This is a genomic window from Salinarimonas sp. (assembly GCF_040111675.1).
Classification (GTDB): Bacteria; Pseudomonadota; Alphaproteobacteria; order Rhizobiales; family Beijerinckiaceae; genus Salinarimonas.
This window is the reverse complement of sequence record NZ_CP157794.1, coordinates 984,153-1,004,355: the sequence shown is the minus strand read 5'-3', so window position 1 is coordinate 1,004,355 and position 20,203 is coordinate 984,153. Positions and strand designations below refer to the sequence as shown.

General features: G+C 69.0%; 16 protein-coding genes. 4 read left to right on the top strand and 12 right to left on the bottom strand.

The window, feature by feature from the left end; translation table 11 throughout:
• Positions 1–36 precede the first annotated feature (36 nt).
• The 10 genes from ABL310_RS04640 to ABL310_RS04595 form a co-directional block, all read right to left on the bottom strand.
• On the bottom strand, positions 37–3,264 hold the full coding sequence (locus ABL310_RS04640) for a type I restriction endonuclease subunit R (protein WP_349370536.1): 3,228 nt from the start codon (positions 3,262–3,264) through the stop codon (positions 37–39).
• A gap of 183 nt (positions 3,265–3,447) precedes the next feature.
• Positions 3,448–3,942 carry a hypothetical protein gene (locus ABL310_RS04635; RefSeq protein ID WP_349370535.1) on the bottom strand — a complete coding sequence of 165 codons (495 nt, stop codon included), beginning with the start codon at positions 3,940–3,942 and terminating at the stop codon, positions 3,448–3,450.
• 2 nt (positions 3,943–3,944) lie between these two features.
• Positions 3,945–4,652 (bottom strand): DUF3800 domain-containing protein, encoded by a 708-nt coding sequence (locus ABL310_RS04630; RefSeq protein WP_349370534.1) that lies wholly within the window; start codon positions 4,650–4,652, stop codon positions 3,945–3,947.
• A gap of 97 nt (positions 4,653–4,749) precedes the next feature.
• The gene (locus ABL310_RS04625) at positions 4,750–6,048 is read right to left on the bottom strand and encodes a hypothetical protein (protein WP_349370533.1); all 1,299 of its coding nucleotides are present in this window, start codon (positions 6,046–6,048) and stop codon (positions 4,750–4,752) included.
• Complete coding sequence (locus ABL310_RS04620; RefSeq protein WP_349370532.1) at positions 6,045–7,847, bottom strand: class I SAM-dependent DNA methyltransferase; 1,803 nt, start codon at positions 7,845–7,847, stop codon at positions 6,045–6,047. Before ABL310_RS04620 ends, ABL310_RS04625 begins: the two co-directional genes overlap by 4 nt.
• Before the next feature lie 753 nt (positions 7,848–8,600).
• Positions 8,601–9,881 carry a TRAP transporter large permease subunit gene (locus ABL310_RS04615; protein ID WP_349370531.1) on the bottom strand — a complete coding sequence of 427 codons (1,281 nt, stop codon included), beginning with the start codon at positions 9,879–9,881 and terminating at the stop codon, positions 8,601–8,603.
• A 4-nt stretch (positions 9,882–9,885) separates the two neighbouring features.
• Positions 9,886–10,380 (bottom strand): TRAP transporter small permease, encoded by a 495-nt coding sequence (locus ABL310_RS04610; protein WP_349370530.1) that lies wholly within the window; start codon positions 10,378–10,380, stop codon positions 9,886–9,888.
• Positions 10,381–10,420: 40 nt separating this feature from the next.
• The gene (locus ABL310_RS04605) at positions 10,421–11,416 is read right to left on the bottom strand and encodes a C4-dicarboxylate TRAP transporter substrate-binding protein (RefSeq protein WP_349370529.1); all 996 of its coding nucleotides are present in this window, start codon (positions 11,414–11,416) and stop codon (positions 10,421–10,423) included.
• A gap of 29 nt (positions 11,417–11,445) precedes the next feature.
• Positions 11,446–12,564, bottom strand: coding sequence for an Ldh family oxidoreductase (locus ABL310_RS04600; protein WP_349370528.1), 1,119 nt, complete (start codon positions 12,562–12,564; stop codon positions 11,446–11,448).
• A complete protein-coding gene (locus ABL310_RS04595) occupies positions 12,561–13,304 on the bottom strand; it encodes an SDR family oxidoreductase (RefSeq protein ID WP_349370527.1) in 744 nt (247 codons plus the stop codon). The genes ABL310_RS04600 and ABL310_RS04595 overlap by 4 nt, the downstream gene beginning before the upstream one ends.
• Positions 13,305–13,452: 148 nt before the next feature.
• On the opposite strand from ABL310_RS04595, the gene ABL310_RS04590 reads away from it, so the two are divergent.
• The 4 genes from ABL310_RS04590 (at position 13,453) to ABL310_RS04575 (ending at position 16,973) form a co-directional block, all read left to right on the top strand.
• Positions 13,453–14,178 carry an SDR family oxidoreductase gene (locus ABL310_RS04590; RefSeq protein WP_349370526.1) on the top strand — a complete coding sequence of 242 codons (726 nt, stop codon included), beginning with the start codon at positions 13,453–13,455 and terminating at the stop codon, positions 14,176–14,178.
• A 41-nt stretch (positions 14,179–14,219) separates the two neighbouring features.
• Entirely contained in the window at positions 14,220–15,248 is a 1,029-nt protein-coding gene (locus ABL310_RS04585) for a GntR family transcriptional regulator (RefSeq protein ID WP_349370525.1), read from the top strand.
• A gap of 279 nt (positions 15,249–15,527) precedes the next feature.
• On the top strand, positions 15,528–15,896 hold the full coding sequence (locus ABL310_RS04580; RefSeq protein WP_349370524.1) for a metalloregulator ArsR/SmtB family transcription factor: 369 nt from the start codon (positions 15,528–15,530) through the stop codon (positions 15,894–15,896).
• Positions 15,897–15,938: 42 nt separating this feature from the next.
• Entirely contained in the window at positions 15,939–16,973 is a 1,035-nt protein-coding gene (locus tag ABL310_RS04575; RefSeq protein ID WP_349370523.1) for a permease, read from the top strand.
• Between the two features lie 136 nt (positions 16,974–17,109).
• Here the strand turns inward: ABL310_RS04575 and ABL310_RS04570 are convergent, their stop codons facing one another.
• Together ABL310_RS04570 and ABL310_RS04565 are read right to left on the bottom strand one after the other, a co-directional pair.
• Positions 17,110–19,656, bottom strand: a complete 2,547-nt coding sequence (locus tag ABL310_RS04570; RefSeq protein WP_349370522.1) for an arsenate reductase (azurin) large subunit — start codon at positions 19,654–19,656, stop codon at positions 17,110–17,112.
• 14 nt (positions 19,657–19,670) lie between these two features.
• On the bottom strand, positions 19,671–20,192 hold the full coding sequence (locus ABL310_RS04565) for an arsenate reductase (azurin) small subunit (RefSeq protein WP_349370521.1): 522 nt from the start codon (positions 20,190–20,192) through the stop codon (positions 19,671–19,673).
• Positions 20,193–20,203: the final 11 nt, after the last annotated feature.

Below are 20,203 nucleotides of genomic sequence, written 5' to 3'. Positions count from 1 at the left end.
GGTCAGCTTCGTGGCTTCACGCTGGTCCGCGGGCGCTCACCCCACCCATGCCGCCGACAACGCTTCGGCCTGCCGCAGAACCGTCTGAACCGCCGCGTCCTGCAGGTCCGGCGGGTAGCCGTGCTTGCGCAAAATGCGCTTGACGAGCACCCGCATCTTGGCCCGGGCGCTGTCGCGGTGGGCCCAGTCGACGCTCACGCCGTTCTTGAGGCCCTCGAGAAGCTCGTGGGCGATCACCTTCAGGTGGTCGTTGCCCATCACGTCCACTGCGCTCTCGTTCTCGGCGAGCGCGTCGTAGAAGGCGATCTCCTCGGCCGAGAAGCCCTCGGCCTCGCCGCGGCGCTTGGCGTCGCTGATGTCCTTCGCGAGGTCGATCAGCGCCTGCAGCACCTCCACCGTGCTCAGCGCGTTGGTGTGGTAGCGCGCGATCGCCGCATCCAGCCTCTCGGAGAAGCGCTTCGTCTCGACGACGTTCGTGCGCGTGCGCGAGCGGATCTCGTCGTCGATCAGTCGGCGCAGTGCCTCGAGTGCGAGGTTCTTCTTCTCCATCGCCTGCACTTCGGCGAGGAATTCGTCGGAGAGGATGGAGATGTCCGGCGTCTTCAGGCCGGCGGCCTTCAAGATGTCGACGATCTCGGTCGAGGCCACCGCCCGGTCGATGATCTGGCGCACCGCGAGTTCGCGCTGCGCGGCCGAGCGACCGCCGCCGTCGCTCGACTTGGCGAGCGCCGCGCGCACCGTCTGAAAGAATCCCACCGCGTCACGGATCTCGCGGGCGGCGTCGCTCGCGGCGGCGAGCGCATAGGCCTTGGTCAGGGCGAGCACCGCGTCCTGAAAACGGCGATGCGCCGCCTTCTTCGCCTCGTCGGTCGTCTCCTTCTCCGCCGCCTCGTGCTGGCGCGCGAGGATGAAGTCGATCGCCGCAGCGACCGTCGCGAGGCGTTCCTGCGGCGTGCCGCACAGGCCGGTCTCGTAGTCGAAGCCGTGGAACATCGCCGCCACGATCTCGAACTTCTCGAGCATGACGGCGACCGCCTCGGCCTCGTCGATGCCCGCCTGGCGGCGATCGGTGTCGGAATACTGGCCGAGCGCCGCCTTCAGGTTCTGTGCGACGCCGATGTAATCGACCACGAGCCCGGCGGGCTTGTTGCGGAAGACGCGGTTCACGCGGGCGATCGCCTGCATCAGCCCGTGCCCGCGCATCGGCTTGTCGATGTACATCGTGTGCATGGAGGGCGCGTCGAAGCCGGTGAGCCACATGTCGCGCACGATCACGAGCTTGAGCGGGTCCTCGGGGTCCTTCGCGCGCTTGGCGAGGAGGTCGCGCCGGGCCTTGCCGCCGATATGCGGCCGGTAGGCCTCGGGGTCGGAGGCCGCGCCGGTCATGACGATCTTGATCGCGCCCGCCGCGTCGTCGTCGTCGTGCCACTCCGGGCGCAGCCGCACGATCTCGTCGTAGAGCGTGACGCAGATGCGCCGGCTCATGCACACCACCATGCCCTTGCCGTCCATGGCGGCGAGGCGATCCTCGAAATGCCGGACCAGGTCCTCGGCGACCATGGAGAGGCGCTTCCGCGAGCCGACCAGCGCCTCGACGGTCGACCATTTCTGCTTGAGCTTCTCCGCCGCGCTCAGCGCCTCGTCCTCGGTCAGCTCGGCGATCTCCTCGTCGATCCGCGGGCGCTCCTCCGCGGGCAGCTCGATGCGCGCGAGCCGGCTTTCGTAGTAGATCGGCACCGTCGCCCCGTCCTCGACGGCGCGGCTGATGTCGTAGATGTCGATGTAGTCGCCGAAGACCGCCGGCGTGTTGACGTCGTCGGTTTCGATCGGCGTGCCTGTGAAGCCGATGAAGGAGGCGTTCGGAAGCGCGTCGCGCAGGTGCTTGGCGAGGCCGTAGGCGATCTCGCCGGTCTCGCGGGAGACGCGGGCCTTGAAGCCGTACTGGGTGCGATGCGCCTCGTCGGCGATGACGACGACATTGCGGCGGTCGGTCAACTCCGGGAGGACGTCCTCGTCCTCGCCGGGTCGGAACTTCTGCATCGTCGTGAAGATCACGCCGCCGGCGTCGCGGGAGAGAAGCTCGCGCAGCCGCCGGCGGCTGTCGGCCTGGACCGGCGTCTGGCGGATCAGGTCGCGGCACATGGCGAAGGTGCCGAACAGCTGGTCGTCCAGGTCGTGGCGGTCGGTGACGACGACGAGAGTCGGGTTCGCGAGCGCCGGCGAGTCGATCAGCCGGCCGGCGTAGAAGGCCATGAGCAGGCTCTTGCCCGAGCCCTGCGTGTGCCAGATCACGCCGACGCGCTTGTCGCCCCGCGGATGCTCCTTCGCATCCGGCAGGCCGTAGGCGGCGGGGTCCTCGCGCAGGCCGGGGCCGTATTCGCGAGGGCCGCCAGCGGGCGGCGCGGGCATCGCCCGCAGGGTCGCCGCGACGGCGCGCTTCACGGCGTGGACCTGATGGTAGCCCGCGATGATCTTGACGAGCCCCGCCCCGGTATCGCCGAAGACGGTGAAGAAGCGGATCAGCTCGAGCAGACGCGCCTTCTCGAACACGCCCTCCAGCAGCACGTCGAGCTCCGGCGCGCCTTTCGGCGCGATCGACGCGCCGTCGGTGGTGCGCCAGGGCATGAAGCGTTCCTCGTCCGCGGTCAGCGAGCCGAGGCGCGCCTGGAGGCCGTCGGAGGTGACGAGGACGGCGTTGGCGCGGAAGAGGGAGGGGATCTCGGCCTTGTAGGTCTGGATCTGGTTGTACGCTCCGCTCAGCGTCGCCGCCTCGGAGCCGGGGTTCTTCAATTCGACCACGCCGAGCGGCAGGCCGTTGACGAAGACGACGACGTCCGGCCGGCGCGACCGCGTGCCCTCGACCACGGTCATTTGCGACAGCGCGAGCCAGTCGTTCCCGCCCGGGTCGTCGAAGTCGATCAGCCTGGCGAAATCGCCCCGGATCGTGCCGTCCACGTCGTAGTACTCGACCCGCACGCCCTCCACCATGGCGCGGTGGAGCCGCCGGTTCTCCTCGACGAGCGCGGGAGAGACCTGCGCGAGAACGGCTTTCAGCGCGTCCGCCCGCGCCTCCTCGGGCATGTGCGGGTTGAGCCGCGCGATCGCCTCGTCCAGCCGGCCGGCGAGGATTACGTCCGAATAGGCCTCGCGCGCGGGCGCCTTCCCGTCCGGCCCGATCTCCGAGTCCCGGGCGCAGTGATAGCCCAAGGCCGCGAAGCGCTCGAGGCAGAGCCGCTCGATGTCGGCCTCGGAGAGGAAGGGCATCAGGCGGGCTCCTTCATGCACCCGGTAAGGTATTGAATTCTCTCCAGCTTTCGCTGAGCATTAGTTCGACTTCCTGCCAAATTCCCTTGACAGGAGACACCCGACGCCTTATATCGCTTGACAGTCTCACCTGCCAATGCAGGAGGAGCATCCGAAGCCCTGCGGCAGCGATGTCGTGGGGCTTCAGCCTTTCTGCGACGCTTTGAAGGCATGACGTTCCCTTTCAAAGTTTGTTCGCTGATGCGGCTTGATCGGCGCGTAGGCGGTTTTCAGAACGAAGTAGTCCCGACGCTTCGCGAGCACGACGGCGAAGTCGTCGTTTTCGGCCCAGATCACGACGCGCAAATCGCCCTTCCGCTCGTTTTCCCACCAGTGGATGCCGGGCTCCCCTCGATCTGCGCCCTCGATCGCCCACGCGATCCAACGGATCCGCTCGCATCGGCGAAAGTCCGGAATGCGTTCGGCTTCGTTCTTGTTGCGCGGGTCGGGCGCCTGGGAAATCACGTGCCAGAAGCTGGCATGCATGCCGAGTTCTTCCGGGCGACGCGGTGCCGTCACGGCGAGCCCGCAGAAAGAAACGCGGCGGCGAACGAGCGTTTCGAGGAAGGCGTCGAAAACGCGGTCTCGATACGCCTCCCAATCCCCCTCGAAAAAGATTAGCGGCGGCGGCGTAGTCATGGTCACCTCTGCGGCCGCCACACGAAAACGTTCACCTTCCGCGCCGAGGGTGGCGTGGAGGAGATCAGCGAAAGTCGGCTGGATCTCTTGATGCGGTCGATCACCTGCAGCTTGGCTTCACTCTCTCGAAGCCCACGGTGAACATGCGAAATCGCTCCGATCATGAGGTCGGCGAGCTGCATCACTGGAACGTCCTGGGAGTGTACGCTCTCGACACTCAGAATGCGCGCTCGATCAAAGTCGTAATGTGTGTGGGTGAGGACCTCGTGCAGACGGCGCAGCTTGGTTGCTCCGCGCGTATCCTTTATGTCGATGAAAACCCTGAAGCGATGCTCATCGTCAATCAATCGCGTCAGCAGTTGCCACCACATCTTGTAGTAAAATTCGTCATGGCTCTGGCCGAAGCGTTGATGGTCGAGTTTTTCCTTGTCGGGTACGACGACGGCACGAAAGCCGAGATCGGTGCGGTCGAAAAAAAGGTCCACGAGGCTCAGATAGAAACCGACCTTCGCAGGTGAGACCTGCGTCCACTTTATCTCGCGCTCGGCGGGTATACCATGCTCGGCGCGCAGGCGCTTGATCTCGCGGCCGACGGCACGCCGCGTCGCCGCGGGACAGGTGATCGCGCCGAGCACCATGGAGCGCTGATGATCTCGCTCGAGGTGGCAACTTTCGTCGCAATAGATGTGCGTCACGTCATCGTCGTTCATGCCAATCTCAGCGGTAGCATCGCCACGGGCCTCGGTCAGCCGTCGTGGCGATTCGAGACCGATAGGATGAGCCAAAGGAATGCATAGGAGAAGCGCCTCACAGCACTGCCTCGACGTCGCGGACGCGAATCTCGCCGGACATCAGCTTGGGGAGGAGGAGGTCGCGGGTTTCGGCGAGGGTGCGGGATGCCACAGAGTTCTGGGCAACCAACGCGAAGATCGGATCGACGAGCTCGGAGAAGCCGCTCCAAATCGCGGCATCGTCGGGAATCGACAACGGAAACTGCGCAATCGCCTGCGCATCCGCGCGCTGACGTCCAGAGGTCCCGGTCATGCTACGGATAGCGTGTTCACGAAACCTTTCATAGCGCGCCAAGAGATATGAGAACGGTCGCGGCACGGGAGGTAGTGCGCGCATCACTATGAACTCGGTCGAGCCCCACCCTACCTCGTTGGCCTGGAGATCCGTCACGAAGGCCGTCTTGCCGTTTTCGAGGCACGGGGTGATCCGGGCGAGCAGAGCGTCCCCGTTCCGGAACTTGCTACCGGAGGCGAACGGCCGCCGAACCGGGACTTGAGCGATGGCGCTCCCCGTCGGCAGCGCAGCCATGTCGAGATACGGGGTCTCCAAGCCCTTGGGTAGCGCCTCTCGTGGATTGAACACTATCAAATCACTGGCGTGACCGCCTCGCCACCCCTCCGGCTTCCCCTCCTCGTCCAGCCGCTCCGGGAACAGCGCCCAGGTGTCCGCATCGAGATAGGGCGCGCGGCCCTCCATCTTGGCGCGGGTCGGGCCGAAATCGACGAACCAGTCCCGAAACAGCGCCCGCGCCATCGCCTCGAGCGTCTCGTTGGTGCGGCGGTTGAGGTCGATCTTGTCGTCGAGCGCGGTCCTATATCGCGCCACCAGCCTCTGTTGCGAAATCGGCGGCAAGGAAATGCTTAGCCGCCCCTGGTCACGAAGGCTCAGGTAGGGTGCCATGTCTGTAGAGTAAGCGAGACCGGGGAGCTGTTCTGAAAAGCCGACCGAAAGCGCCCAGGCCTGGAGATATCCCTGATCTAGCCGGTTGTGATCTCGTGACCGCCAGTAAGACAGGTGGGGTGAGTAAATCGCGCCCACCTGCGGCTCACGTATAATGCCGATGCGCCCTGTAGAATTTCCCTTTGTCGTGATCACTACGTCGCCGAGCTGGGCGACCTTCGGTCCAAAGAATGCAAAGTCTGTGCGCTGGAAGCGCTCGGGCATGTTCCGGACAAACCCGCTATCCTGAAGGTAGGCGGCGCGGAGGAAGACCGGGCCATTTCCTCCCAGTTCCTCGTTCTTGGCGCGGTAGCCGTCACCGATCTCGAGTACGCCGTCTCGGATCAGCTCTGCAAAGGTGAACACCTCGGTCACGACACGACGCTCCGCACTAGGCGTCGGATCTCGGCCGCCAGCCGCTCCCCCTCCTCGAACTCCCCCTCCAGCTTCGCCTTCAGCGCCGCGAACCGTTCCTCGAACGGCGTTTCGTCCTCCTCCGCCGCCTCGGCCCCGACATACCGCCCCGGCGTCAGCACGTGCGCCTGCGCGCGCACCTCCTCCAGGCTCGCCGCCTTGCAGAAGCCGGGCAGGTCCGCATAGTCCCGCCCCTCGCGCCAGCGGTGATAGGTCTCCGCGATCTTCGCCACGTCCTCATCGGAGAAGGCCTTGCGGGTGCGGTCGACCATGTGGCCGAGCTTGCGGGCGTCGATGAAGAGGATCTCGCCGGCGCGGTTGCGGAAGCGGCCGTTGGTCTTGTTCCGGGCGAGGAACCAGAGGCAGGCGGGGATCTGGGTCGAGTAGAACAGCTGGCCCGGCAGCGCCACCATGCAGTCGACGACGTCGCGCTCCACCATCGCCTTGCGGATCTCGCCCTCGCCCGATTGCGTCGAGGACATCGAGCCGTTGGCGAGCACCACGCCGGCGGTGCCGGCGGGCTTGAGGTGGAAGAGGATGTGCTGCAGCCAGGCGAAGTTGGCGTTGCCGACGGGCGGCGCGCCGAAGAGCCAGCGCGCGTCCTCGCGCAGCCGCTCGCCGCCCCAGTCCGAGACGTTGAAGGGCGGGTTCGCCAGGATGAAGTCGAACTTCATGTCATGGAGCTCGTTCTTGTGGAACGAGCCCTCGGCGTTCCAGCGGATATCGGCGTCGATGCCGCGCACCGCGAGGTTCATCTTGGCGAGCCGCCAGGTGGTGTAGTTCGATTCCTGGCCGTAGATCGCGATGTCGTCCAGGCGCCCGCCATGGGCGGCGACGAACTTTTCCGACTGCACGAACATGCCGCCGGAGCCGCAGCAGGGGTCGTAGACGCGGCCCTTGTAGGGCTCGAGCATCTCGACCATCACCCGCACCACCGAGCGCGGCGTGTAGAATTCGCCGCCGCGCTTGCCCTCCGAGCCGGCGAACTGGCCGAGGAAATATTCGTAGACCCGCCCGAGGAGGTCGTGGGCCTCGTCCTCGCCGTGGCCGAAGGTCATGTTGGAGATGAGGTCGATCAGCTCGCCGAGCATGACGGCCGAGAGCGCCGGGCGGGCGTAGTCCTTCGGCAGCACGCCCTTGAGGCTCGGGTTCTGCTTCTCGATGGCGAGCATCGCCTCGTCGATGAGCCGGCCGATCTGCGGCTGCTTGGCGTTGGCCTTCAGGTGCGACCAGCGGGCGCTCTCGGGCACCCAGAAGACGTTCTCGGCGCGGTACTCGTCGGGGTCCTCCGCGCCGTCGGGATACTCCGCGAAGAGGGTCTCGCGCAGGCGCTCGAACGCGTCCGAGATGTGCTTGAGGAAGATCAGCCCGAGCGCGACGTGCTTGTAGTCCGACGGCTCCATGTTGCCGCGCAGCTTGTCGGCGGCCTTGAACAGCTCGGCCTCCACGCCGAGCTCGCCGCCGTTGCCGTTGGGCTTCGTAGCCGCTTCCGCCTTGACGCGAAGCTTGCCGCCCGTTTCGACCGCGGGCTCGGGCTCGGGCTCGTCGACGACCGGGCCGGGCGCCGCGCCCTCCAGCGCGACGGAGCCGCCCCGCCCACGCCCGTTGCGCACCGCGCCTTCGTCCAGAAGGGCCTGCTTCACTGTGGAATAGGTGTCGTCATCCCAGCCGAGCGCCTCTCGCAGCCTGCCGTTCCCGGCCGAGCCGCCCATCGCCTCGAGCGCATTCACGAACGCCTTGCGCCGAGCGTCGTCGCTCATGATCGAAAGCCCCCCATCTACCGTTCTTGCTTGGCTGGTGAGTCGCCCAGCGGGATTGTTCATAGCTCAACCGCAACCGCAATCCCCGGTCAAGCCCGGACGTGTGGCGCAGCGGGAGGGCCTTCGGCTGGCGCTGAATCGCCCCAATCGCGCGCTCGGTCTCAGGGCCTTCAACAGCCTCCAAACCGCCTACGCTTGACGAAGCGCGGCGAGATCGTGGGCGCTGGCTGCGGGGTGGAGGCATCTTCCGGCTCTGGCCCTTGTTCGTAGAAGCGCGCATAGCCGGCCGTTGCTGGCCCAGGCCGAAATCTCCTGGTCGGGATCGGAACGAAATGGAACTTGGTGGCACCCACAGCTTCACTCTCGGTCGCCACCCGATCCCCATTGCCGGTGCCCGCGTGACGTCGTTTCTCGAGAACCCGATCCTCAACTCCCCTCAGGAGGAGCCCGCCCGGCACCACGCCCTCGACGAGAGCGGCCAGTCGAGCCCCCCCCCCCGCAGCCGGGCCGGCGCCCCTCGAAGTTCCTCACCCCGGTCCCGCCCTCGCGCGAGCAGACGACCCGCGGCAAGCAGGCGGAGGTCTCGCTCGGCGAGGCGGAGGGGGTCTCCGAGGAGGGGCAGAGCTCCTTGTCGACGGTCGCCGAGGCTGTTGCCGGCCCCTGCATGTCAGGGCACCGGAGGGCGCGACTTCGGCACCGGCGGGGAGGCAACGGGATTGCCACCGGACGGTTCGCGGCGACGACACCCGTCCCTCAGCCGAACAGCAGGTTCGGCAGGAACAGCACCAGACCCGGCAGGAACACGAGCGCGAGCGCGACGGCTGCGACGGCCGCGAGGAGGCCGATCGACTCGCGCGTGTAGGCGCCGATCGAGCACTTCAAGATCGTGCAGACCGCGTACATCGCCGCCCCGACGGGTGGCGTGAAGTTGCCGATGGTCGCCGCGACGATGAAGACGATGCCGAAATGCACCGGGTCGCCTCCGAGCGCACGGATCGTCGGCAACAGGATCGGCGTGAGTATGATGATCAGCACCGTCGCGTCCACGAAGAAGCCGATGGCGATGACGCACAGGACGATGAGGATCATCGCCGTCTCGAGATTCGCGGCGAGGCTCGCGACGGCGGACGAAACGGCGGCGGGGATCTGCTCGAGCACGATGCCGTAGGAGAAGATCGCCGAGAGCGCGATCAGCAGCATGACCGCGCCGACGTCGGACAGGCTCGTCTCCAGCGCGTCGACGAAGCCGCGCACGCGCAACTCGCGATAGATCGCAACGCCCACGACGATGGCGTAGAGCACGGCGAAGGCGCCGATCTCGGAGGGCGTGAACACGCCCATCCTCAGGCCGAGCAGCAGGAAGACCGGGAAGAGCAGCGCCCAGATCCCCGCCCTGAGCGCGATCCCCGCCTCCCGCAGCGTCGGGCGCGTCGCGCGCTGGGGCGGATAGCCGCGCGCCGTCGCGGTCGCCCAGACGGCGAGGCTGAGCGCGACCCAGAGCAGGATCGCCGGCACGATCCCCGCCGCGAACAGCCGTCCGATCGAGACGTTGCCGATCGTGCCGTAGAGGATCATGCCGATGCCCGGCGGCACGATCGGGGTGAGGATCGCGCTGAAGGAGAGCACGCCCGCCGCGAAGCCCCGGCTCATGCCGCGGCTCGTCATCTCGGGGCCGAGCATGCGCGCCTGCATCGCCGCGTCCGCGATCGCCGATCCGGAGACGCCGCCCATCAGGGCCGACAGCGTCACCGAGATCTGCGCGAGACCGCCGCGCATGCGCCCCGTCAGCACGGAGGCGAGGTCCACGAGCCGGCTCGTCAGCCCCGAGCGATTGAGAAAATTGCCGGCCAGGATGAAGAGCGGCACGGCGAGCAGCGCGAAGTTCTGCGTCTGCGATACCGTCACCTGGACGGGAATGGTGAAGGGCAGCTCGGGGTGCTGGACGAAGAACAAGGCGCCCGAGATGCCGATCGCGAAGGCGACGGGCATGCCCATGACGAGCAGGACGAGAAAGGCGATGACGACGAGGAGCATCGCCTCAAGCCTCCCGGGCCGGCGCGGCCGCGTGCGGCCCCGCGCGCAGGTGGCGCCGGAGCTTCACGAGCGTCGTCGCCAGAAGCAGCACCCCCCCGACGACGAGGCTCATCGTCACCCAGGAATAGCTCACCCAGGGGATGCCCTGGAACGAGCGCGCCCGGCTCAGCCAGGAGAGCCAGGCGCCGGCATAGACGACGTAGGCGAGGAAGACGCCGATGATCGCGTAGTTGACCGTCGTGAGCAGGTGACGCCCGCGCGGCGGAAGACGCTGCCCGAGGAGATCGACCGACATCAGCTTGTCGTTGCGCCAGGCGATGTCCGCGCACAGGAACGCCGCCCAGGCGAAGAAGCAGGTGGCGAGGTCGATCGTCCAGTTCAGGGGGTTGCGCATCATCCGCGCCACCCCGCCCGTGAAGATCAGCCCAACCATGCCCATCAGGAGGAGGCCGGCGACGATCGCCTCGGCCTTCGCGAGTGCCGGCACTATCCGTTTCATGACGCCTCCGCCGGCCTCCTCCGCACCCGAGCGGGCTTCGTCACCCGCCGATCTCGGCCTGGAGCGCGGCCTTCTCCTCCGAGAGCCCCAGCGCTTCGTACGCCGCATCGCCCGCCGCGCGGAAGGCCTCCATGTCGACGTCCTCGACGATCGTCATGCCCGCCTCGACGAGGCTCTGCTTGGCGGCCTCGGCGGCGTCGGCGATCTCGGCGGAAGTCGCCTGGCCAGCGGCGCGACACTCCTCCTTGAGCGCCGCCTGGTACTCGGCGGGGAGCCCGTCGAACCATTGCGAGGAAACGATCTGGAAGTTGACGAGGAGGATGTGCTGCGTCTCGTTGGCGACCTCTAGAACCTCGTTCAGGTTGCCCGCCGTGATGTTCGGGTAGGTCAGCTCGGCGCCGTCGATGGCGCGCTGCTGGAGGCCGGGGTAGACGTCGCCGAAGGCCATGGCGGTCGGCTCGGCGCCGAGCGCGCGGATCGATTCCTGCCAGATCGGCGCGGGTGGCGTGCGGATGCGCAGGCCCTCGAGGTCGGCGGGCGTGCGGATCTCCTCGCTGGTGAAGAAGTTGCGGAAACCCTGCACCCAGTCGAAGCAGACGACCTCGATGCCGTGCTGGTCGGAGAGCTCCTCGAGCCAGCCCTGCATGGTCGGCGCGTCGGCCAGCGAGAAGGCCTCCTCGGCGGAGGAGACGAAGTAGGGGCCGTTCACGACGGCGATGCCGGGCACGTAGTTGCCGAGGCGCGCCGCGTCGGTGTTCTGGCCAATGTTCGCGCCCTGCCGGATCTGCTCGATGATGTCCTCCTCGACGCCGAGCTGCGCGGAGTGGAAGACCTGGATCTCGAGCCCGCCGTCGGTTCGCTCGGCGACGCGCTCGGCCCAGGCGGTGAAGCCGCGGTGAAAGGGCTCGTTGGGCCCGAGCACGTGGTTGAAGCGCAGCGTGTGCTCCTGCGCCTGCGCCGCGCCGGCGCCGAGCGAGAGCGCGATCGCGGCGCCGCAGGCGGCGGCGAGCGGCCGGATGGTCGTCTTCGTGATCATGGTCGTTCCTCCCTCTGGTGCGAGACGGCTCATGCGTTGGAGCCGGTGTCGCCCCCCTCCGGCGCGAGCGCAGAGAGGGGCACGTCGTAGGCCGCCGCCAGCCGGCGGAAGGCCTCGAGCGAATGCGGGTCGACGGGGATGCCGGTGCGGGCGCGCAGCTCGGCCTGCGCCCATTCCCGGTCGCCGGGCGCGAGCACGCGGGCGCCCTCGGCGGGCAGCGATCCGCGCAAGCCGGCGAGGTAGCGGCGCATGCCCGCCTCGAACTCGGCGCGACCGACGAAGGCGTCCGGGTCGAGCGCGAGCACGAAGGCGCCGAGCCCCCGCGGCGTCGCGAAGTCCGGGCCCGTCATCGGCAGGAGTTCCGCGCTCGTCGCCATGCCGGTGAGGAGCGCGGAGAGGATCTCGACGAGCCCGGCGAGCCCCGCGCCCTTGTAGCCGAAGGCGCCGCCCAGCGGCGCGAGCATGGCGGCGAGGTTCGGGTCGTGCGTGTCGGCCCCCTCCTCGGTGGAGGCGACACCGTCGGGCAGCGGCTTCTCCAGGCTGCGGTGGAGCACGATACGGTTGAAGGGGATGGCGCTCGTCGCCATGTCGAGGAGCCAGGGCCGCCCCTCGCCGCAGGGCGCGGCCGCGGCGATCGGGTTCGTGCCGTGGAAGCGCTCGGCGCCGCCGTGCAGGCGCACGAAGCTGTCGGAATTGCACACGGCGATGCCCACGAGCCCCTCCTCCGCCGCCGCGAGCGCGTAGGCGCCGGCGGCGCCGAAATGCGAGGAGTTGCGGATGCCCACCGCCCCGATCCCGAAGCGCCTCGCGGCGGCGCAGGCGCGCGCCATCGCCGCGTAGGTCGCGCGCGCGCCATGGGCGTGGTCCGCGTCGAGCATCGACACCGGCCGGTCGGAGCGATCGAAGGCGAGCTGCGGCGCGCCGTTCACCCGACCGCCGGCGAGCGCGCGGACGTAGTGGTCGAGCAGGCGCACGCCGTGGCTGTCGACGCCGTGGCGGGAGGCGTGCAGCATCGCGCGCGTCGCCGCGTCGGCGCTCTCGAGATCGGCGCCCGCGCCGGCGAGGACCGCACGGCAGAAGGAGGCGAGCTCAGCCTCGGGGATGCGCGCCGCGTACGCGGCCTCGGGGGCGTCGCCGGCGTCGCTCACAGGGTCTGCCCTCCGTCGACGACCATCACCGTACCGCTGACGAAGGCCGCCTCGTCGCTCGCGAGGTACACCGCGGCCGCGGCCATTTCCTCGACGGTGCCGAGCCGGCCCATAGGCTGGCGGGCGACGAACCGGCGGCGCGCCTCTTCCGGGTCTCCGTTTGCTGCGATCCGCGCCTCGAGGGAAGGGGAGCTCGTGGTGCCCGGACAGATCGCGTTGCAGCGCACGCCCTGGCCGATATGGTCGCGGGCCACCGCCTTGGTGAGCCCGATCATCGCGGCCTTGCTCGCTCCGTACGCGGCGCGCTCCGCGACTCCGGTCACGGTGGAGGCGACAGAGGCGACGTTGACGATCGCCCCGCCGCCTTGCGCGATCATGGCGGGCAGCGTCGCCCTCACGACGAGGAAGGCGGACGTCGCGTTCTGCTCCAGGCTCGCGCGCCAGTCGGCGAGGGAGCAGTCGAGCACTGTGCCTTGATGCACCCAGCCGGCCGCGTTGACCACGATGTCGAAGGCCGGCCGGCCGCCGAGGACGTCCTCGACGGCAAGCGCGTCCGTGACGTCGAGCTGGACGGGCCTGATGGCGGCGTGCACCTGCGCGAGATCCTGCATCTTGGCGAGAGTGCGGCTCGCAGCGAGCACATCCGCCCCCTCCCCCGCAAAGGCCAGCGCGACGGCGCGCCCGATTCCCTGTCCCGCGCCCGTGACCAGCGCGCGCTTGCCCGAGAGCCGCCCGCTCATGCTCTCTCCTCCCCCGACGCCGCGGCCTTGGCCGGCGTCCCTTGTAACGTCTACTGTGTGCATTGTACGTTTTATGGAGCGCGGCGCAAGAGCGAAGGTCGGACGAGGCGCAGCGCAAGCGCGGGAGAACAGCATGGACATGTTTTCGTTGGAGAACCGCCTGGCCGTGATCATCGGCGGGACCGGCGGCATCGGCGGAGAGATCGCCGGCGCCTATCGGCAGGCGGGGGCGCGGGTCGTCATCGCCGGGCGGCGCGCCACCCCCGATACCGCAGGCCCGGCCGTGACCGCCGCCTACGCCCTGGACGCCCGGCGGCCGGAGGAGCTGCAAGATCTCGCCGGGCGGGTGCGCGCCGAGCACGGGCCGGTCGACGTGCTGGTGAACTGCCAGGGCACGACCGAGATCAAGCCGGCGCTCGACGTCACGGAGGAGGAGTACGATCGCGTTTTGGACACCAACCTGAAATCCGTCTTCTTCGCATGTGCGGCATTCGCGCCCGGGATGATCGAGGCCGAGGGCGGGGCGATGATCAACATCGCCTCGCTCGCCGCGCATACGGGCTGGGCGCGCGCGGCGGCCTACAGCGCCAGCAAGTGGGGCGTGGTCGGCCTCACCCAGACGTTCGCGGCGGAATGGGGCGCGTCCGGCGTGCGGGTGAACGCGATCGCGCCCGGCTTCTTTCTCACTGACCTGAACCGCGAACGGATGCCGCAGGAGCGAAAGGAGGAAGCGGCGCGCCGTTGCGCGATGGGCCGCATGGGTCGATTGCAGGAGCTGGTCGGGGCCGCTATCTTCCTGGCGAGCGACGCCGCCGCCTTCGTGAACGGGGCGACACTGCGCGTGGATGGCGGATATCTGGCGTCGGGGATCTGAGCCTGCCGATGCGTCCTGCGCGCGGCAGGGGGGTGGGTGTCGTGCCGGTCTCGAACCCGACTGAGGAGACGACCGCCGTCGGCCCGGTGCCGCGGCTCAACGAGCGGGTCTACGCTATCCTGGCGGAAGAGATCGCACGGGGGCGCCTGCCGGCGGGCGAGCGCCTCACCGAGACCGGGGTCGCCAGCCGCTTCGGAGTCAGTCGCCCGCCAGCGCGGCATGCGCTGGCGCGGCTTGTCGAGGCCGGGCTCGTGCGCAAGGCCGAAGGACGTGGCTACCGTGTCGCGGCGGTCGTCGGCGCGGACGGACGGCACGATGCGACGGGCGAGGCGGCGGTGGAGCAGCGCCTGCGCGCTGTGGCCAGCTGGGAGCGGATCTACGACGAGGTCGAGACCGAGATCGTGTCGCGGACGCTCGTCGCCGGCTGGCGTGTCGTCGAGAGCGAGCTCGCCCGACACTACGGCGTCAGCCGCACGGTCGCGCGCGACGTGGTCGGACGTCTTCAGCAGGCGGGCATCGTGAGGAAGGGCGACGGCGCGCGTTGGATCGCGCCCGCCCTGACCTCAACCTATGTGGGTGAGCTCTACGAGGTACGCTGGATCCTGGAGCCGGAGGCGCTGGAGAAGGCGGCGGCGCAGGCGCCCGCCGCGCTGGTCGCACGAATGGAGGCGAACCTCATGGCCGGCCTCGCCGCGCCCGAGCGCCTCGTCGGCGCCGATCTCGACGCGCTGGAGGACGAGATGCACGTGCAGCTCCTCGCGCACTGCGGAAACGAGGCGCTTCTGCAGGCCATCCGGCTGCACCAATCCCTGCTGATCGCCCACCGCTTCCTGTACCGACGCACCCTGGCCATGTTCGAGGTGGAACCGTTTCTTCCGGAGCATTTGGAGGTCGTCAGACGGCTGCGCGCCGGACACGCCCACCAGGCGCGGGAGAGGCTGCGCGCACATCTGATGGTCTCGCGAGAGCGCGCCATGGCCCGCATCGAGCGTATCCGCCACGCATTCGACCCCGTCGACCTGCCGTACCTGGAGCGCCTTCCCCCGGCAGCAGCGACGGCAGGTTCCTGAGGCGTCCGTCACCCCGAAAGGGTCCCGCCGTGACGCCGAGCGAGAACCAGACGCGGGGATCGTCACTGCCGTTGGGGCTCGAACACGACGCGACAGGGGGAATTCCGCGGCCGAGCCCGAGGCATTTTGTCCCGACCTCGCAAATCCAGCACTCTCTGCGGCGCGGGGCCGGGACGACGGTACCGGGCGGGCGCGGAGGCGTCGGATGCCGCTCTCGCGGCGCCCGCGCGGACGTCGGCGAAGATCATCGCCGCGAGGCGAGGCCCGCAGACCGGGGCCTTGATCGCGCTCGAGAATCGACTCGACAAATCTAGGAAAGTGGTTATTTTATCCCGCATGAACGTAACGGACGCCGCTTCCGCGCTCTCGGCCCTCGGACACGAGGCGCGTCTCGAGATCTTCCGGCTCCTCGTCCGCGCGGAGCCGGACGGCCTGAACATCGGCGAGATCGGCCGCCTGCTCGGCGCGCCGCCCTCGACGCTCGCGCACCATCTCGGCGCCCTGGTCCGCGCCGGTCTGGTGTCCCAGGAGAAGGTGGGGCGCGAGGTGATCAACCATGCGCGGACCGAGGCGATGCGCCGGGTCTTCGCCTACGTGGAAGAGGAATGCTGCCGCGGCGTGTCCAAGGCGCGCGGCGATGCCGCCTGAGTTTGCTTGGCCTGAAGCACCTACGATTCTAGGAGAATCGACATGTCTCAAATCGCTGTCGGCCTGCGCCGGATGGGGGGCGTGGCGGCCTCCGTGGACCGGGTCCTGGTCGCCATTCTCGTCATCCTGGCCGCGCTCGCCCTTCTCGCCCCCGAGCAGGCCGGCCGGAGCGTCGTCTTCACGGCGCAGGCGCTGCTCGGCGTGGCGCCGTGGCTGGCGCTGTCGGTCGCGATCGCCGCCTACGCCGCGGCGAGCGGGGCCGACCACCTGATCGCCAAGGCGTTCCAGGGCCGGCTCGCGGGCATGGTCGTGCTGGCGGCGATCCTCGGCGCCTTCTCGCCGTTCTGCTCGTGCGGCGTCATCCCGCTGATCGCGGCGCTCCTCGCCATGGGCGTGCCGCTCGCGCCCGTCATGGCCTTCTGGCTCGCCTCGCCGCTGATGGACCCGGCGATGTTCGCGCTCACCACGGGCGCGCTCGGCTTCGAGTTCGCGGTCGCGAAGACGATGGCCGCGGTCGGCATCGGCCTCTTCGGCGGCTTCGCGACCGCCGCCCTGGCGCGCACCGGCATCCTCGACGGCGCGCTGCGCGAAGGCGTCGGGAACGGCGGCTGCGGCGGGGCGCGCGTGCGCAATCCCAAGCCGCCGGTCTGGGCGGTCTGGCGCGAGGAGGCCCGGCGCGAGAAGCTCGGTCGCGAAGCGATGAAGGCCGCGCTCTTCCTCGGCAAGTGGCTGACCCTCGCCTTCGTGCTGGAGAGCCTGATGCTCGCCTGGGTTCCGGCCGAGAGCATCGCCGGGCTGCTCGGGGGCGAGGGTCTCGCGCCGATAATCGTCGCGACGCTCGTCGGCGTGCCGGCTTATCTCAACGGCTATGCGGCGCTCCCGCTCGTGTCCGGTCTCGTCGAGCAGGGCATGGCGCCGGGCGCGGGGCTCGCGTTCCTGATCGCCGGCGGCGTCTCCTCCATCCCGGCGGCGATCGCGGTGTTCGCGTTGGTGAAGAAGCCCGTCTTCGCGCTCTACCTCGCCTACGCCCTCGTCGGCTCGCTGACGACCGGCCTGCTGTTCCAGGCCTGGGCCTGATCGGCGACCATGCGAGCCGTGCACGCGCGCGGCTCGCCCCGTCGCGGGCCGAGGTGCGACCCCGTGGAGTGGGGCCGCCTGCTTCTCACGAATGGGGGAAGCGCGCGGGCCGGGCGAGCCGGCCCGCGCGAGGGCGTCAGGCCCGGTATTCCTTCGACTTGAAGGAGAGATGCGCCACGGCGCGGGGCGCGTCGGCGATCTTGCGGATGTCGCCCCAGGTCTGCTTGTAGTTCGGGATCACGAGCTCGTTCACGCCCGCGTTGACGACGTTGCCCTGCACGCCGGTGGGATAGGCGAAGAGCATGAAGGTCTCGCCGGGCCGGGCGGTGGGCGTCGGGTAGACCATGGCCTGCGTCGAGCCCGTGTCGTTGAACACCTCGACGAGGTCCCCCTCGCCCACCCCGATCCCCGCCATGTCGTCGGGGTGCATCTCGATGTAGGGATAGGGCCAGCGGTCCATGACGAACTCGTCCTGCCGGTCGAGATAGGCCGATTGCCAGACGACGTTCGCACGCCCGTTGTTGATCAGGAACGGGTAGGCCGCCCTCTGCTCCTCCTTGCCGGGCGCGCGCAGCCCGCCCCATTCGGCGACGAGGAAGCGCGCCTTGCCGTCGCTCGTGCCGAACACGCCGTCGGCATAGAGCCGCGTCGTTCCCACGATCTTACCGTCCTCGAAGCCCTGCGCCGGCTCCTGGAAGCCGTTCGTGCCCGTGGCCCGCAGCCGGTCGTAGGTGACGTGCTCGCCCCCGCCGGCGTTGCGGTGGTAGCCGTCCATGAAGACGTCCTCGTTGGTCTGCCAGTCGTAGCCGGTGAACTTCTCCGCCGTCTCGGCGTCGCCCTTCTCGCGGAAGACCCGCTCGAGGTGGTTGGCGAGCCGCGCGGCGATGAGGCCGTCGGCCATGGCCTGGCCGGGCGGGTCCATGTAGCGCTCGGTGAGGCGCATGCGCCGCTCGCCGTTCATCGACGTGAGGTCCACCTCGCCGGAGGTCGCGGCAGGGAGCACGACGTGACAGGCCTCGCCGATCTCGGTGGGCACGATGTCGACGTCGACCGCAAACAGCCCGCCGTCGCGCACCGCCTCCATGATCGCCGCGACCATGGCGTCGCGATCGCCCCAGGGCACACGGCTCATGGCGGCCTTCACCTTGTCGGTGCGCTCCTTGTAGACGCGCTTGAACTCGTGGGCGTTGAGGGTCGTCTTGTAATGGTCGCAGGCCCAGACGTGATGGACGCCGCCGTTCCCCTCGATCAGAAGCCGGTCGACGTAGGGCGCGGGGCGACCGATGAAGCCGTCCGGCGGACGCACGTAGCCCTCCTGGTGGCCGCCGAGGCGCACGCAGCCGCCGCCGGGCCGGCCGACGTTTCCGGTCGCGAGCGCCAGGTTCACGAGCGCGCCGTTGGTGCGGTAATTGTCGTTGCCCCAGATCAGGCCCTTCTCGTAGGCGAACATCGTACGCCGGCGCGCCCCGCCCTCCTTGGGCTGGGCGATCCACTCGGCCGCCTTCATCATGTCCTCGACCGAGAGCCCGGTGATCTCCGCCGCGTCCTCGAGGCTGGTGCGGTTCGCCGCGAGCGCGGTCTCGAAGTCGGTGAGGAGCTGCGCGTTGACGCCGCCGCTCTCGGGCTTGCGCGGCAGGAGCTGGGCGCGGGTCCCCTCCCCTTCCGCCGGCGCCCCGGTCGAGGCGGCGATGAAGTCGCGGTCGATCCAGCCCTGGTCGGCGATGTAGGTGAGGAGCGCGTTCATCAGCACCATGTCGGTGCCCGAGTTCACCGCGAGATGCAGCACGTTGTCCGCGCCCGCCTCGACCTCGCAGGCGTTGACCGACACCGTCCGGCGCGGGTCGACAAAAACGATGCGCGCGGGCGCGTGCGGCTCGTCGGGAAGCTCGGCTTGCTTTTTCCCGAGCGAGGTCCCGCGCAGGTTGGGGATCCAGTGGTTGAGGAAGTAGTTCGTCTGGGCTTCCAGCGGATTGGCGCCGACGACGAAGATCGTGTCCGCGAGCTGGGCGTCCTCGTAGGCGTTGTTGAGCTCGCCCACGCCCATGTCGCGGCTGGCGTGGACCTCGGAATTGTAGGCCGGGCGATTGTGGATGCGGATGTTCCGGATCTTCATCGACTCGAGGTAGAGCTTGCCCGTACCCCAGGTGAACTCGTAGCCGCCGCCGGCGCCGCCGTGGTCGGCGGCCGAGACGAACAGCCCGTCCTCGCCGTATTCCTCGATCACCGCAGCGGTGACGCGGGCGACGAGGTCGAGGCTGTCCTCCCAGGAGGTCGGCTGCATCTGCCCGTAGCGCCACACCAGCGGGTCGGTGAGGCGCTGCTGCTGGGTGCCGTTCGCCTCGGAATAGCTCATCTCGGCGATGCGCCCGCCGCGGGGCGAGGCGAGGCCGGAATTCACCACGCAGCCGTAGTCGGGCTTCACCACGAGATGCACGTCGCGCCCGTCCTGCTTGACGACGTTGTACATCGACGGCGAGATCCAGGCCTCGCTCTCGGCCCCCTGCTGTCGGGCGAGGTCGACGCCGAACTTGTTCTGCGAGGGGTCCGTGCCGCCCTGCTTGTTGATCGGCCAGGTATAGGCTTTGTAGCCGCAGCCGACGATGCAGTAATGGCACACGACGTTGTGCTCCGTGGCGTCCGCCGGGACGATGGGGAGACGGTCGATCTGACGCTTGAAGGCCATTGGTCCATCCTCCCTCAGAGCACGTTCGAGACGCGGCCGTAGAGCAGCTCGTCGAGCCCCTGGGCATAGACGTCGCCGGCATCGTCGACCCGCAGCGCGTATTGCGCCAGGTTCTGGCTCGCCTGGCCCCAGGTCTGCTGGCCGCCGCGCTCGCAGTCGAAGCGCGAATAATGGCCGGGACAGTTCAGCGTCTTGTCGTCCGCGTTGTAGGACAGCGGGTAGCCCTTGTGCGGGCACACGGTCGAGAAGCCGACCACGTCGCCGTCCGGCCCGGCGCCGCCCGGCACCGCCTGGCCGAGCTTGATCAGAACGCCCGGCGCGTCGGCGTCGGGATAGGCGACCGAGAGCGGCTCGTTCACGGCGAGCTCGGAGAGGTTGGCGAGGCGGCTCTCGGGATAGGAGACGCGCGCGAGCGGCGCCTGCGCTTTCGCCGGCGTCGCGGCGACGGTCGCGACCGCGGCCCCCGCCGCGGCGCCGCCGGCGCCCTGCAGGAAGCGACGCCGTCCGGCATCGACGAGGAGATCGCAGCGTTTCATCGGGGCTTCCT

Coding starts and splice junctions, on each gene's coding strand:
- ABL310_RS04640 (WP_349370536.1), bottom strand. CDS start 3,264: ATGCCCTTCCTCTCCGAGGCCGACATCGAGCGGCTCTGCCTCGAGCGC.
- ABL310_RS04635 (WP_349370535.1), bottom strand. CDS start 3,942: ATGACTACGCCGCCGCCGCTAATCTTTTTCGAGGGGGATTGGGAGGCG.
- ABL310_RS04630 (WP_349370534.1), bottom strand. CDS start 4,652: ATGAACGACGATGACGTGACGCACATCTATTGCGACGAAAGTTGCCAC.
- ABL310_RS04620 (WP_349370532.1), bottom strand. CDS start 7,847: ATGAGCGACGACGCTCGGCGCAAGGCGTTCGTGAATGCGCTCGAGGCG.
- ABL310_RS04615 (WP_349370531.1), bottom strand. CDS start 9,881: ATGCTCCTCGTCGTCATCGCCTTTCTCGTCCTGCTCGTCATGGGCATG.
- ABL310_RS04610 (WP_349370530.1), bottom strand. CDS start 10,380: ATGAAACGGATAGTGCCGGCACTCGCGAAGGCCGAGGCGATCGTCGCC.
- ABL310_RS04605 (WP_349370529.1), bottom strand. CDS start 11,416: ATGATCACGAAGACGACCATCCGGCCGCTCGCCGCCGCCTGCGGCGCC.
- ABL310_RS04595 (WP_349370527.1), bottom strand. CDS start 13,304: ATGAGCGGGCGGCTCTCGGGCAAGCGCGCGCTGGTCACGGGCGCGGGA.
- ABL310_RS04575 (WP_349370523.1), top strand. CDS start 15,939: ATGTCTCAAATCGCTGTCGGCCTGCGCCGGATGGGGGGCGTGGCGGCC.
- ABL310_RS04570 (WP_349370522.1), bottom strand. CDS start 19,656: ATGGCCTTCAAGCGTCAGATCGACCGTCTCCCCATCGTCCCGGCGGAC.
- ABL310_RS04565 (WP_349370521.1), bottom strand. CDS start 20,192: ATGAAACGCTGCGATCTCCTCGTCGATGCCGGACGGCGTCGCTTCCTG.